The sequence below is a fragment of the Rhodocyclus purpureus genome, from assembly GCF_016653115.1.
Taxonomy (GTDB): domain Bacteria; phylum Pseudomonadota; class Gammaproteobacteria; order Burkholderiales; family Rhodocyclaceae; genus Rhodocyclus; species Rhodocyclus purpureus.
Window position 1 is genome coordinate 41,469 of record NZ_NHRX01000066.1, and the last position, 13,989, is coordinate 55,457.

Annotated in this window: 10 protein-coding genes and 2 pseudogenes; 6 read left to right on the top strand and 6 right to left on the bottom strand. The window is 63.0% G+C overall.

What is annotated here, in order from left to right:
• Positions 1-6: 6 nt before the first annotated feature.
• From CCR84_RS14325 to CCR84_RS14340, 4 genes and pseudogenes are all read right to left on the bottom strand, one after another.
• Positions 7-921, bottom strand: coding sequence for a NupC/NupG family nucleoside CNT transporter (locus tag CCR84_RS14325; RefSeq protein WP_201213663.1), 915 nt, complete (start codon positions 919-921; stop codon positions 7-9).
• A 144-nt stretch (positions 922-1,065) separates the two neighbouring features.
• A pseudogene (locus tag CCR84_RS16940) lies at positions 1,066-1,239 on the bottom strand (hypothetical protein); the annotation flags it as partial.
• 954 nt (positions 1,240-2,193) lie between these two features.
• A complete protein-coding gene (gene hemG / locus CCR84_RS14335; protein WP_201213665.1) occupies positions 2,194-2,736 on the bottom strand; it encodes a menaquinone-dependent protoporphyrinogen IX dehydrogenase in 543 nt (180 codons plus the stop codon).
• A 405-nt stretch (positions 2,737-3,141) separates the two neighbouring features.
• Positions 3,142-3,777 (bottom strand): LysE family translocator, encoded by a 636-nt coding sequence (locus CCR84_RS14340; protein WP_201213667.1) that lies wholly within the window; start codon positions 3,775-3,777, stop codon positions 3,142-3,144.
• Between the two features lie 21 nt (positions 3,778-3,798).
• Here CCR84_RS14340 and CCR84_RS14345 point away from each other — a divergent pair, with 21 nt between their 5' ends.
• From CCR84_RS14345 to CCR84_RS14365, 6 genes and pseudogenes are all read left to right on the top strand, one after another.
• Positions 3,799-4,296 carry a POTRA domain-containing protein gene (locus CCR84_RS14345; RefSeq protein ID WP_201213669.1) on the top strand — a complete coding sequence of 166 codons (498 nt, stop codon included), beginning with the start codon at positions 3,799-3,801 and terminating at the stop codon, positions 4,294-4,296.
• Positions 4,297-4,621: 325 nt separating this feature from the next.
• Positions 4,622-4,975: pseudogene (locus CCR84_RS16945) on the top strand (IS4 family transposase); the annotation flags it as partial.
• A gap of 137 nt (positions 4,976-5,112) precedes the next feature.
• On the top strand, positions 5,113-7,074 hold the full coding sequence (locus tag CCR84_RS14350; RefSeq protein WP_201213671.1) for a sensor histidine kinase: 1,962 nt from the start codon (positions 5,113-5,115) through the stop codon (positions 7,072-7,074).
• A complete protein-coding gene (locus CCR84_RS14355; RefSeq protein ID WP_201213672.1) occupies positions 7,050-7,766 on the top strand; it encodes a response regulator transcription factor in 717 nt (238 codons plus the stop codon). Before CCR84_RS14350 ends, CCR84_RS14355 begins: the two co-directional genes overlap by 25 nt.
• 259 nt (positions 7,767-8,025) lie before the next feature.
• Positions 8,026-8,610 (top strand): hypothetical protein, encoded by a 585-nt coding sequence (locus CCR84_RS14360; protein ID WP_201213673.1) that lies wholly within the window; start codon positions 8,026-8,028, stop codon positions 8,608-8,610.
• Positions 8,611-8,709: 99 nt separating this feature from the next.
• Positions 8,710-11,088 carry a beta strand repeat-containing protein gene (locus CCR84_RS14365; RefSeq protein WP_201213674.1) on the top strand — a complete coding sequence of 793 codons (2,379 nt, stop codon included), beginning with the start codon at positions 8,710-8,712 and terminating at the stop codon, positions 11,086-11,088.
• Between the two features lie 266 nt (positions 11,089-11,354).
• On the opposite strand, the gene CCR84_RS14370 is transcribed toward CCR84_RS14365, so the two are convergent.
• Positions 11,355-12,053: a response regulator transcription factor gene (locus CCR84_RS14370; RefSeq protein ID WP_201213675.1), complete on the bottom strand. Its 699-nt coding sequence runs from the start codon at positions 12,051-12,053 to the stop codon at positions 11,355-11,357.
• 51 nt (positions 12,054-12,104) lie between these two features.
• Complete coding sequence (locus tag CCR84_RS14375) at positions 12,105-13,973, bottom strand: sensor histidine kinase (protein WP_201213676.1); 1,869 nt, start codon at positions 13,971-13,973, stop codon at positions 12,105-12,107.
• Between the last annotated feature and the right edge of the window lie 16 nt (positions 13,974-13,989).

A 13,989-nucleotide genomic window follows, 5' to 3' on the forward strand; every position in this document is an offset into this window, starting at 1 on the left:
CCGGGATCAGTGGAGCATGCCGACGCTCGCCCCGCACGACAGCGTGGCGAGCGTCCCCGCCACCAGCGAGCGCGGCGCGATGGCAACGATCTCGGCTCGCCGCTCCGGCACCATCGCCGTCAGGCCGCCGATCATGATGCCGAGGCTGCCCAGGTTGGCGAAGCCGCACAGCGCGTAGAGCATGATCAGGCGGCTGCGCTCCGACAGCGCTTCGGGCGGCAGCGCCGCGAGGTCGATGTAGGCGATCAGTTCGTTGAGGATGGTCTTGGTCCCGAGCAGCGCGCCGGCGGTTCCGGCCTCGTCCCAGCCGACGCCGGCCAGCCAGGCGAGCGGCGCCATCAGCAGGCCGAGCGCGCGCTGCAGCGAGAGCGGACTGCCGCCGACCGGGACCAGCGCCAGCAGCGAGTTGGCCAGGGCGACCAGCGCCACCAGCACGATCATCATGGCGACGATGTTGAGCAGGAGTTGCAGCCCCTCGGCGGTGCCCCGGGTGATCGCGTCCATGCTGCTCGCGTCGACGCGTTCCAGGCTCACCTCGCTGCCGGTCGGCGCGCCTTGCGGCGGAATCAGCAGCACCGAGAAGACGATCGCCGCCGGCGCGCTGATGAACGAGGCGGCGAGGATGTGGCCGAGCGCGCCGGGAATGCGCGGCCCGACGATGCCGGCGTAGAGCGCCATCACCGTCCCGGCGACGCCCGCCATCCCGGCCGAGAGGATGATGAACAACTCGCCGCGCGAGACGCGGGCAAGGTAAGGCTTGACCAGCAGCGGTGCCTCGACCATGCCGACGAAGACGTTGGCCGCGGTCGACACGCCGACCGCGCCGCCGACGCCGAGCGTCTTCACCAGCAGCCAGGACATCGCCTGCACCAGTCGCGGCAGGATCCGCCAGTGGAAGAGCAGCGCCGACAGCGCGCTCATCACGAGCACGATCGGCAAGGCCTGCAAGGCGAAGACGAAACTGGCGCCGGGGGCGTTTTCCGCGTAAGGGAGCGGACCGCCGCCGAGATAGCCGAATACCGTCGAGGTGCCGGCACGCGTCGCCTTCTCGATCGCGATGAGCCCGTCGTTGAGCAGTGCGAAACTGGCCTGCGCGCCCGGCAGCTTGAGCAGTACCGCGGCGAGGACGAACTGCAGGGCGATGCCGCCGGCGACCGTCCGCCGGGGACGCCGCGGCGGTTTTCCGACAGCAGCCAGGCCAGCGCGAGGAAGGCGGCGTAGCCGAGCAGCGACTGGAATATGGGGTCCGGGGGGGCGATCATGGGCCGATTTTACGCAGCCTGCCCTTGCCCGTGCAGATTCATCCCGCTGCTGGCACTAACGATCATGGCGAGTCGTGCCACCCCTGAGCATGAAACGCAGCCATTTGCTTCAATGCCGTCATTGCGAGGCGCGCAGCGCCGTGGCAATCCAGTTTGTTCTTCTGTCTCCTCGCTCTTCACGATGCGAGACCTACGCACTGGATCGCCACGCCCTTCGGGCTCGCGATGACGGTTACGGTCTGGGCCCCTCTCCATGCACGCCCGGCACCGCCGTCATTGCGAGGCGCGTAGCGCCGTGGCAATCCAGTTCGTTCTTATGTCTCCTCGCCCTTCATGATGCGAGATCTACGCACTGGATCGCCACGCCCTTCGGGCTCGCGATGACGGTTACGGTCTCCGCACCTTCGCTCTCCATGCACGCCCGGCACCGCCGTCATTGCGAGGCGCGTAGCGCCGTGGCAATCCAGTTCGTTCTTCTGTCTCCTCGCCCTTCACGATGCGAGACCTACGCACTGGATCGCCACGCCCTTCGGGCTCGCGATGACGGTTACGGTCTCAGCCCCTCTCCATGCACTCCCGGCACTGCCGTCATTGCGAGGCGCGTAGCGCCGTGGCAATCCAGTTCGTTCTTCTGTCTCCTCGCCCTTCACGATGCGAGACCTACGCCCTGGATCGCCACGCCCTTCGGGCTCGCGATGACGGTTACGGTCTCCGCACCTTCGCTCTCCATGCACGCCCGGCACCACCGTCATTGCGAGGCGCGTAGCGCCGTGGCGATCCAGTTCGTTTTTCTGTCTCCTGGCTCTTCACGATGCGAGACCCACGCACTGGATCGCCACGCCCTTCGGGCTCGCGATGACGGAGGGGGGATCGCGACGGCTTCGGCAGATCAGGTCGGCCGATGTTTCACGAAATTGTTCCACGTTTCACGTTAAGGCTTGCCGATGCGGCGGGCGAAGGCGTCGACCTGCTGCCAGTCGGTGAAGTCCACGACGCTGCGCGGATCGGTCGGGCCCTTCGTCATCCACATGATGAAACGAATGATGTTGCGATCGAAGAAGGAGTACTTGGCGTAGTCGATCTTGCCGCCGAAGATTTCCACGTGCTGCGGCTGCCAGGCGATCCGGGTGAGGAACTTGCGCACGTAGGGATTGCTGTCCACCTGTCGCCGGTCCGGCTTCCTCGCCACCGCATTGACCGAGAAGAAGGCGTTCCTCCTGGCGTCGAGCAGGCGCGCGTGGCGGCGCACGAAGTCGTAAACCTGCCGGTGGTGCTTGCCGTAGCGGATGCTGGCGCCGAGGACGATCGTGTCGCGTCGGGCCAGTGCGGCGTTTTCCGGATCGGCGAGCGCCTGCGCCACCGGCAGCAGATCGACCGCGTGTCCCTCGTCCTGCAGCAGCGTGCGGATGCGTTCGCAGATTTCGAGCGTATGCCCGTCGGTCGTCGAGTATACGATCAGGATGTCGCGCTTCATTCGGGATCCCGGAATAGTTCGCGGAGGATGCTATAGTGATATGCAAAAGAACTTGCCCGTTCGGCTTTGCTGGGGGAGACAAAAATGTTCCTGAGTCCCATCACCCGTTGCGTGGTAATCCATCAGATGGTCCGCACCGACCAGTCGCATGCAGAATGTGCGCGCAAGAACGATTGTTCGGTGGAGTCGCTGTGTCCGCTGTGCGGCTACTTTGCCGAGCATAGCCGCATGAACCACGCCCAGGACCAAACGAAGCACGATACCGAGCGCTAGGGCAGCAGACGGGCCGGCGAGTTCCGCGCCCGGTCGAGCAAGTCCGCGGGAAGTCGGCGAGCCAGGCTCACCGGCCTCCCGCGAGTCGTTTCTGCGACATCGCGGCAACGCGGCTGCGATGCCGCCAGCGACTCACACGGCCTGCGCCGAACTGGCGAGCTTCACGCCCAGCGCCATCATCACCCCACCCGCAGCCCGATCGATCCAGGGCTTGCCGCGCAGGTAGGCCTGACGCGGTTTTTCCGCCGAGAGCGTCAGCGCGACCAGCGTGTACCAGCCCGTTTCCAGGATGAACACCAGCGCGACGATCGCCAGGCCGAGCGGCAGCGTCGTTCCGTTCGGCAGGAAGGCGGCGAAGATGCTCGCGTAGATGATCGCGGCCTTCGGGTTGGCCAACTGCGTACCGAGTCCCTGGAGCAGTGCGCGCATCAGCGATTGACGGCGTTCGCCGGCAGGTCCAGCCGCCATCGCGAGCGGCTGCCTGGCGCCACGCCAGATGCAGAAACCGATATAGACGAGGTAGACGCCGCCGGCGAGCTTGAGCGCCAGGTAGAGCGAGGGGACGGCGAGCAGCAGCGCCTGCAGGCCGAGCAGGGCGGCGATGGTGAAGCTGATGCCGCCGAGCCCCATGCCGACCGAGGCGGCGAGCCCTTCGGCGCGACCGGAGGCGACGGCCATGCGCGCGATCATGACGAAGCTCGGCCCCGGGCTGACCGTTCCGAGCGCCAGCGCCGCGGCGATTCCCGCCAGAGAAAGGATGTCGTTCAAGCTGCTCTCCTGGTTGTGAACGTGCAACTGCAGCGTGGGCGGGTCTTCATTCGGGCCTTCCGGCCCGCCCACGGCGGGCTGGTTCTCGTGGGAGTGGCGGCGTTATTGTCTTCGCTGTCGTTGGCCCAATCCGTCCCAGACGCGGGTTCCTTGCTGCAGCAGATCGAACAGGAGCGCGAACTGGCTTTGCCCTCCGCTGTTCCTCTTGAGCAGGTCACCCAGCCACCGCCTGAACTGAAGCCTCGCCCCAAGCTGCCGTTCTATGTCAAGGAGTTCCGCTTCGTCGGCAACACCTTGCTGACCGACGAGCAACTTGCGCTGGCGGTGGCCGGCTTCCTGAACCGAACCTTGAGTTTTGAGGACCTGCAGCGCGCTGAAGATGCCTTGGCCGCCCGCTACCGTGAAGCGGGCTGGATTGTGCGGGGGTACCTGCCAGAGCAGGACATCAGCGAAGGTGTGGTCACGCTGCATGTGGTGGCAGCGCTGAAATTCGATCTCGACAATCAATTCTCAGCATAGGCACGCCGCCCTTCAACACCCAGTCCCCGCGTCGGGCGCATACACCAGTTCCGACTTTAGCTCGGCTTTGAATGTACGCAGCGAGTCCGGATACTATCTTGACATATTTGGGATGTCATATGGATCCTATAAATATTAGATGGTTACGACGCGGATCATACCTCAAAAAGGTGGTGCGCCGGTGCTGGCGGTAGAATAGGCTGTTATGCTAAGTCACGAGGATTGCCTGCCGACCAGACCACCGCTGGTCTATGCCTTTTCGATGCTCAAGCGTAGCATCAAGGTCATCGAGTCCTTTGGCGAGAACTGGAATCCGTAGTGCTCGTTCAAGGTGTCAAAAAACGGCTGTCGCGTCGAAGCCTTGCAACTCGGTTACATTGCCAAGATTGAACTCGCACTGGCCGTCTTCATGGAGGTCGCGTGGGGCGAACGCATCCTGAACACGAAGCGACCTCGCTCTTCACCGACGAAGGGTGGAAGGATGCTTATATTTTGGCGAAGAAACCTTTCCGAAGACGCCACCCACCATCCGCGAGGTGATCCGCCAAATCGCCATGCTGGACGGCTTCTTGGGAAGAAAGAGCGACGGCGACCTGGCGTGAAAACCCTCTGGCTGGGCTTCCAGCGCTCAGGGATTTCGTTTAGGGCGTCGAGCATATGTGGTCGAGTTAGGCGATAGGAGTTGTGTAACGCTATGCGCTTGGGCAGCATTAGGGCGCAAGGTGTCGCGCAAAACTTCGGCGCGTAGGAAAATGTAGGCATTGCAATGCCATGGTAATGCATAGTCGTCTGCGCTCCGTGCAACCGATGCGACACTTGTTCAACTTCATCCTCCTTCTCGCCGGATTCGTCCGGTCGCTTGCCCGATGGCACCGGCCGGCATGGGCGACGGTACTCGCGGCCGCGCTGCTGCTGCCCTGCTTGGTCATGGCGCAGGCGCCCGCATCAGGCGACCCAACCGGCGGCTTGGCCAGCGGCAAGGGCCAGGCCGAGCATCGATACCTTCTCGCTCAGGCCTACTGGACCGATGTCGGCGGCAAGACATCCTTCGCGCAGGCGCGCGAACAGTCGTATACGCCCTACGAGGGCTTGTTGAACCGCGGCTACACCGATGCTGTTCATTGGCTGCGCCTGACCGTGGCGGCCAGCGAGACGCCGCTGGGCCTGTTCATCTCCCCGCCGTGGCTCGACGAAATCACGCTGTACGACCCGGCGACGGACACCCCGCCGATAACGGCTGGCGACCGCTATCCGGCAAGCCAGAGCGCCTTCCACAGTCTGGGCCATTCGTTCAAACTGCCGCCGAGCCCGGCGGCACGCGATGTCTGGCTGCGGCTGCAGAGTACCAGTACCCACATCGTCAATCTCGAAGTCATGGCTGTTGACGATATCCCGAGATCGATTACCGGCAACATACTCTGGGCGGCCGTGTATGCGACCTTGCTGCTGCTTATCTTCCTCGTCTTGCTGGTCATCTGGTGGCTGCAGCGGGACCGTATCCTTTCCGCTTACCTTGTCCGGCATGCGGTCTTCACGTATTACGTCTTTGCCTTCCTGGGTCTGCCCGCGCTTTTGCTTTCGGCTTGGCTGCCGCCCGCGTTTTTCGACAAGTTCTTCTCGCTGAGCGCCACCGTCTTGATGACACTCGGTCTCAGATTCGACATCGAATTGCTGTCGAGCTACAAGCCGAACCGGCATTTGCTGAGACTGATCGAGGCCATCCCCTGGATCGGCGTCGGCCTGGTCATCATGCTGCTCGCAGGTTATGAGCGCCAGGCGCTGCAAATGAACGTCTACATCCTCATGGTGACGACGCTGCTCCTGATGCTGACTGCGCTGTCGTGCAAGCCCGATCCCGGAGTCGAGCGACTCATGTCGAAGCAAGCCCTGCTTGCCTACTACACGATCATCATGGGCGGGCTGCTGGTCAGCCTCATCGCTCTCGTCGGCTGGATACAACCTCGGCCATGGACACTGCAGATCCTGATTTTCAACGGCATGGTCTCCGCGCTGGTCATGACCGGCCTGCTGTTCATCCGTAGCCAGCGTCGCGCCCGTGACGCCCAGCGCAAGAACTGGGAGCTGACAAAAGCGCAGGAAGACCTCGAACTGGAGCATCGGCGGCGGCAGGAGCAGTCCCAGTTTCTGCACATGCTGATGCACGAGCTCAAGACCCCGCTTTCCATCGTCTCGCTGGCGCTGGGTACCAAGGGCAACCGTGAGCAGAACCTCAATCATGCGGGGCGCGCGGTGCAGGACATGAAGGCCATCCTCGAGCGTTGCATCCAGGCGGATCGCAGCGGCGAACTGATGCTGAACAGGCGGGTCGAGCAGATCGACCTCGACGGCATCATCCGGAATCTGGGCGAGACGATTCCCGGATTGCAGAAGCGGCTGCAATTCGCTCCGCAGGCAGCCACCCACCTGCAAACGGACCGCCAGTTGCTAAGGATCGTCCTCGGTAACCTGCTGCACAACGCCGCAGCCTATGGTGACCCCGTCGCCCCGGTCACGGTGAGCCTGCGCAGCGCCCGGTACGAGCATCGGGACGGAACCCGCATTTGCATCGGCAACATCCCCGGCCTCGCCGGCTGGCCCGATCAGCAGCAACTCTTCAGCAAGTATTACCGCTCCCCGGGTGCCCAGCGCGAATCCGGCTCCGGCCTCGGCCTCTACTTGGCCCGGCAACTGGCCAGCAGCCTCGGAGGCTGGCTGCGCTATTGCCCCACCGACACCGAAGTGCGCTTCGAACTATGGCTACCGCAAACCCCCGCCTGAACCTCGTCCTGGTCGAGGACCACGACATCCTGCGGTTGATGCTGCAGCAGGCTCTCGAAGAAGCCGGGCACAGTGTCGTCGCCCTGTCGTGTGCCGAAGAACTCGAAGACGTTGCCGGCGGGCAAGCGGCGGACCTTTTCCTGATCGACCTAAATCTCCCGGGCGAGGACGGACTGAGCCTGACCGAACGCGTGCGCGCCGCCTATCCGCTGGCCGGACTGATCATCGTCACCGCCCGCTCGGGGCTGGAGGATCGCCTGGAAGGCTATGCCCGGGGCGCCGACCTGTACTTGAGCAAACCCGTCGAAGTGGAGGAGCTTTGCGCCGCCGTCGCCGCCCTCGGTCGGCGCCGGCAACGCGTGGAAGATCTGATCCATCGGCGACTTGCCGATGATTTCACCTTGCACCAGCAAACCTTGACGCTGAGCAAGACCGGGCGCGAGCCGGTCGCCCTGACCGCCGCCGAAACGTCGATCCTCGCGGCCCTTGCGCGGGCTCCCGGACAGCGGGTGTCGTACTGGCAGATCGCCGAGATCCTGGGGCTGGATCTGGATACCTACCCCAAGGCCAGTCTCGAAGTGCGTATCGTCCGCTTGCGCAAGAAGCTCGTGTCCGCGGGCGCGCCGCCCGGGTGCATCGAATCCGTGCGCAACCAGGGCTACCAGTTGTGCATCGCCCTGAAGCTCGTCTGAGCTGGGCCAAGGGCCAGTCGCCGCTGTCGCAACGGCACGGCAGGACGCCGCTCAAGCGGATGTAGGTTTTTGTAGGGTTGCCGGCGCTCGCCTTTCTAAGATCACTCCAGACCCTTGTTGCCGAGTCGAAACCGACAAGACGCGCAACTTTCAGCGAACTTTAGTGAGTCGAGCACGGGGTTGATCCACGGGATCTCGCGCAGGGATGTTTGCACCACGCGCCCCCGTCTTGTGCAACTCCGTCGAAAGCAACGTTGCAATGAACGTCCGGCTCGCCAGGTATCTGCTCATCCTCCTCATCGCGGTTTTTTCCACAGCCAGGGGCGCCCAGGCCGAGCCCGTTGCCGGCGATTCTGCGCGGCCCGCAAACAATCAGTCGCCGCAGGCGGTCCAGCCGGGGGCAGTGCCCCAAGCCCCGGAAGTTTCCAGGCTGGCGCTGGCCGTCGCTCAATTGGGCGTTCTCCGCTGTGTCGAACGTGCCGACCAGGTCGCCAGGTTCGTCGGTCGCGGCGTCAAGGAGGTGCTGATCGTCGACCGGCCCGCCCGCGGGACGTCGGCTGACATGGTCGCGGCGACCCTGCTCGTGCCGATGGAAGATGGCAACTACTCCACCGTCGAGATCAACCTTTTTCCGACTGCGAGCGGTTGCAGTGCGAATTACTCGGCGACGCTGCAAGTGCCGGAAAGCTGCACTCAGGCCGAAAAGAAATATTACGGTGACCTGGTTTTCAAGCCGCTTGAAGGTACGCCGTACAGGCTGTCGATGATCAACGACAACGCCCGCGCGCTGTCGAGAAAACTGTCGTCAGGGTGCCTGCTGACAAAACACGAAGCGATCAGATGAGAAAACAGTTTCTGTCCTCTGCCCCAACGCTGGCTGAGTCCATGCCGTTATGGCGGTTAACAACAGACCCAAACTCTTGTATTGAATGGAAGATTTGCAATGAACAAGTTTCAATCCGTTTTAATTGCCGCTGCTTTTGGTTCTGTGCCTCTGACTGCCATGGCTGATGGGATAACAGACGCAACGACCGTTAATAACGTCAACCTCAGTGGTATTGGTGACGGCTGTTATGGCGATGGAGATTTGATTACTCTTGGGTGTACAAAAGTCAATGGTTATGCGCGCGAGAACCACAACCCAAGTGCCTCCGTAGATCAAGTGCTTGTAAATGGCTTAAATACATCTGGTTCTGATGCTACTGGGGTTGGTAACACAAGCGGCGTAACCACGATCACAGGCAGTTCAACGACCATCAGCAGCCCAACGACCATTACCGGCGCCACCACGCTGAATGGTGCGACATTGGTCAACAACTCCCTGAGAACCAACAATGCCAGTGGCGCCAATCTAAGCGTCAACAACGCTGCCAACCAGGCCAGCCTGACGGCCAGCGGCGGGCAGGGGATCACCATCAACGGCACTACCAGCACCCAGATCAAGGGCGGGACGCACAGCGGCATCCTCACCCTGCAGGACGGTGACACCACGGGTGGCACTGTTCCTGCTGGGACAAGCCTGACGATTTCAGGATCTGATGCAGGGAGCCCTACTTCCACAGTCCTTCAGACCACCACCGCAGCGGACGGTACCAACGTCCAGACCAGGATCGGCACCAGCGCCACGGACCGAACCAGCACCGCGACGCTGCAGGCTGGCAACAACGGCGTATCGGTCAACTCCGGAGATTACACCGGGAGCACCGCCGCGGCCGTAACCATCAACGGCACGGTGACCAACAGCACCTCGACCACCGGTGTGTTGATCACCGGCAGCGGGCAGAACGCGAAGGGCTACACCAATGCCGACCGGGCGGCCGGCACCATCCCCACCTGGGCGGATGTCGCTATCCAGTCCAAGAGCTACGGCCAGGGTGATCCGACGCTCGGGTCGGCCATCCTGGTGACCGACTACGGTGTCCAGATCCTCTCGCCGCAGCCGATCGCCGGGCAGCAGATCACCAACAACACCGGCGTCAACAACTCCTCGGGTACCATCGTCAACAACAACGGGTCGAACACCAGTGACGGCAGTGTCATCAACAACAATGGCATGAATAGCGGCTCCGGCAGCGTTGTCAACAATACCGGTGGCACCAGTGGCAGCGGCAGCGCCACCAACAACATCGGCATGAACACCAGCGACAGCTATGGCAAGGCGACGAACAACATCGGCGGCATCAGTGGTAACGGCACCGTGAACAATGGCTTCGGCAACAACACCTCGAACGACAAGGGTGAGGCCAACAACAGCATCGGCATGAACAGCGGCAACGGCACGACGAACAACAGTTTCGGCGGCGGCAGCGGCAGTGGTCCCACCAACAACACGATCGGCCAGAACGCTGGCATTGGGACCATGACCAACGGCATCGGCAACAACACCAGTTCCGGGAGCACCACCAACACCATTGGTGTTAACAGCGGCCCGGGCTCGGTCACCAATGGCTTCGGCGACAACACCGGCTCGGGCAACGCGACCAACACCTTCGGTCAGAACAACGGCAGCGGATCCGTCACCAATGGCCTTGGCGGCGGCAGTGGCGCCTCGACCAACAACATCGGCGTGGGCGACGGCTTGGCGACCAACAACATCGGCACCGGACCCGGAATATCGACCAACACCATCGGCAGCACGACGCTGGGGTCCTCGGTGACCACCCAGGCGGGCAACACCCAGTCCTACATGGCCAACGGCGTTTCGACGACCAGCGTGGCGGCGGGCGGCGGCCTGGGCGGCAGTGTCCTGCCCGGTGGCACGACCACGAACGGCAACAGCGCGATCGTGCTCAAGGGCGCGACCGCCACCCATGTCGTGGTCGACGCGAACGGAAAGCTCTCGATGTCGAATGGCCCGGTCGATCAGACCTCGGCTTCCATGACCATTTCCAATGGCTACGGCAATGTCCACGGTTTGGTGGTGAATGAGCAGCAGGCGACACTCTCCGGCGGCACGCGCTCGACCAGCCTGACCCTGAACGACAACGGCGCCTTCTTCAGCAACTCGGCGACCGGCAAGCCGGTGCGGGTTACCGGGGTGCAAGACGGTACGAGTTCCTTCGATGCGGTCAACTTCCGTCAGTTGCGCCAAGTCTATGCCGGTGTCGCGGGTACCGCCGCGATGGCCAACATCCCGCAGGTCGACCAGAACAAGACCTTCTCCGTCGGTGTCGGTCTGGGCAACTTCCAGGGAATGACCGCGGTGGCCGTCGGTGCCTCGTACCGCATGGCCCCCGACGCCGTGCTCAAGGCTTCGGTGTCCTCGGTCAACGGCGACGGCAACAACGTCGTTGCCGCCGTCGGCGCCGGGTTCTCCTGGTAAGCCGGCAGTTCCCGCACCAGAAGGCTGTACGCTGAATGGCAAGAAGGCCAACCGGAGGGGTTGGCCTTCTTGTTTCTGGTCACGGTGGCGGAGGTCGGCATGAGCGTCGGCGTGACAAGGGGGGAGAACCTGCTATTCGGGGCTGCCGCCCCTCCGACGAAAACCTTCCCTCAGAAACGAATGCCTGCTGGGGGAGGGGCGCCATTTACTGCGCACCGGAAGTGGCGCGCAGAGCAACTAAAGCGCGTGGCTACGTGGCTGAAAGCCTACAGCACCCGAATCTGGCAACTCAGGGCGTAGCCGAAGCCGCGCAGCGTGCGGATCCCGGTGGGGGCGCCGCAGGCGCTGAGCTTCTTGCGCAAGGCGCTGATGCGCATTTCGAGGTTGGCGGCGACCAGTCCCTTCTCCTTGGGATCCACCAACTGCATCACCTGCCAGCGTTCCAGCTTGTGGCCGGCCGCCCGGCTAAGCGCGGCCAGGACCAGGGATTCGCCGTGGCTGAGCGTCACCTGACCTGAGGGGCCGGTCAAGGTCATTGCCAGTCGGTCGAGCGTCAGGCTGCTCGCGGCGAGCGAGGCCTGCGTGTTTTGCAGGCGTTGCGCCAGGTTGTGGATGCAGGCGAGGAGTTCGAACTGATCGACGGGCTTGATGAGGTAGTTATCCGCGCCGGATGAATAGCCTTCCAGGCGGTCGTTGAGTTGCCCGCGCGCGGTCATCAGCACGATCCCCACCAGCGGCTGACTTTCGCGAATGCGAGCGGCCAGTTTGAAGCCGTCTTCACCGGGCAGATTGACGTCGATGACATAGAGGTCGGCGAGATCCCGGGTGGGCGTGTCGTCCACATCCTCGGCGCAAACGACGCCGGTGGCCTGATGACCGTGCGCCTGCAAGAGTTCGACCGTCGCTTCGCGCAGGTTGTCGTTGTCTTCCACCACCAGGATGTGGAGTGAGGGCATGGGGGTCATGGCACTCTTACATTACAAAAAGTAGCGAGACGCTAGCCAAAGAAAGCCAAATCACTCGGTGAGCGGCAGGTCCACGACAAAGCGCACCCAGGTCTCGTCCGGTTGGTAAAGAAGTTCGCCGTCGAGGAGGCGCATGAGTCTTTGTGACAAGAACAGGCCGAGTCCGGTACCGGACTGTCGCTTGGCCTTGGGGCTGCGGTAATACTTCTCGAACAGCCTGGCGGTGTCCGGCCAGCCGCTCTGGCCGGGGAGGTTACGCACCTCGATGAGCAGTTTGCCGGAGGGTGAGTTCTGCCTTAGCTCGACTTCGATGGCGGCATCCGGTGCGCCGTACTTGCAGGCGTTTTCCAGCAGGTTGCTGAGGACGATGAACAGCAACTGCCGATCACTCGAGCAGAGCAGTGTGGTCGGCGCGCTCAGCTTGACGTCGCCCGGTCGCGGGCAGGCCGAGACCGCATCCCGGATCAGTCTGACCAGGTCGAAGCGGCTGAGTTCTGCGTTCAATTCGCCGTCATTGAAGCGCGTCGTTTGCATGCAGCGTTCGATGACGTGGTTCATGTCCTGAATCGCCTGTCTGATGTACGGGGCGCTGCTGCTGTGCGGGTCCAGGCGCATGTGCATGGTGGCCAGCGGTGTCTTGATTTCGTGAGCGAGCATGGCCAGGAGCTTGCTCTGTTCCTCACGCGTCTTCTGTTCTTGCTGGGCTTTCAGTTCGCTGCGCTCGAGAGCCATGGCTGCCTCACGTTGCCGTTTGTTGAGCAGGTGGGCGCGGTATTGCAGCATGAGCAGCATGAGGAAGGCCGTCAGCAAGCCATGCGATTGCACGACGTACAGGGATATTTCCCCTCCTGCCACTGCACCGAGGCCAGGCAACACGGCCAGCGTCATCAGAGCGGTCAATGTGAGATAAAAGCCGAGCACCAGCGGGCGGGACAGGGTGGGGATGTGTTCCGAGCCAGCAGTCCAGGCGCGCGATCGCCAAACGACCACGAGAAAAACGGTGGGGGACAACAACACTTCGACCAAGTTGATTTGCAGCGCGATGACGAGCGCGTCGCCCCAGAACAGGATCAGCTTCACGGCGAGAAAGACCAGTGCGGTCATGAGCAGCCGCCTCGCCAGGAGCGGGGTGGTGAACTCCCGCAAAAGAGTCGCATGGAAGACGATGGCACTGCTGACGGCGACGATGCCGAACAGTGAGGATCCGTAGTCGAGAGGCCATGCCGGCCAGGCAGCCGGCCATAAAAAGCGCAGGTAGCCCAGTGAAAAAAGAGCGTAGATCAGCGCGTTGCCTTGCGAGAGGAAGAATGCACCGACGACACGTTCACGATGGAACGCCCAGCTGACGCCTGCCCAAATCGTGAACACGAGGACGAGGCCGATGTAGCCGGCAAAGAGCAGTGCCTGTCGGTGAGTGGTGCGGTTCAGCTCGTCGACATTCAGGGCTTCGACATGGATCTGTCTTGTGCTGGTGGATGCCAGGCGAACCCACAGATCGCGCGGAACCTCGCCGCGCGCGATGGGCAGCAAGAAATCCAGGCCGTCGAGCTCCGAGAGGCGTGGATGGTGCTGGTCACCGACGGTGCCGAGCAGCCCTCCAGGCGCCAGCGGGTCGTAGACCCGGATGTCGTCCAGATAGGCGGGGCGAATGCGCAGCACCAGCGATGCAGGTTCGTGCACCGGGGCAGGGTGGGCGGCAGGGGAAACGCACAGCCGGAGCCAGATCACCGAGCTGCCATAACCTCGGCTGAGCGTTCCGGTGAAGGCTTGTGCAGGCAGGTGCTGGACCTCGGACCAGCTCAGCTGTCCGCCAGGGTCTTCCAGCCAGGCGCGCTCGCTGATGTAATCCCGTGCCTGGGCCAGGCCCGGACATCCGGCCAGCCACAGTGCCAACACGACAAGCAAGGACCGGAAAGACATCGGTGTGATTTTGCGT

Coding starts and splice junctions, on each gene's coding strand:
- hemG (WP_201213665.1), bottom strand. CDS start 2,736: ATGAAGCGCGACATCCTGATCGTATACTCGACGACCGACGGGCATACG.
- CCR84_RS14355 (WP_201213672.1), top strand. CDS start 7,050: ATGGCTACCGCAAACCCCCGCCTGAACCTCGTCCTGGTCGAGGACCAC.
- CCR84_RS14375 (WP_201213676.1), bottom strand. CDS start 13,973: ATGTCTTTCCGGTCCTTGCTTGTCGTGTTGGCACTGTGGCTGGCCGGA.
- CCR84_RS14360 (WP_201213673.1), top strand. CDS start 8,026: ATGAACGTCCGGCTCGCCAGGTATCTGCTCATCCTCCTCATCGCGGTT.
- CCR84_RS14365 (WP_201213674.1), top strand. CDS start 8,710: ATGAACAAGTTTCAATCCGTTTTAATTGCCGCTGCTTTTGGTTCTGTG.
- CCR84_RS14325 (WP_201213663.1), bottom strand. CDS start 921: ATGAGCGCGCTGTCGGCGCTGCTCTTCCACTGGCGGATCCTGCCGCGA.
- CCR84_RS14370 (WP_201213675.1), bottom strand. CDS start 12,053: ATGACCCCCATGCCCTCACTCCACATCCTGGTGGTGGAAGACAACGAC.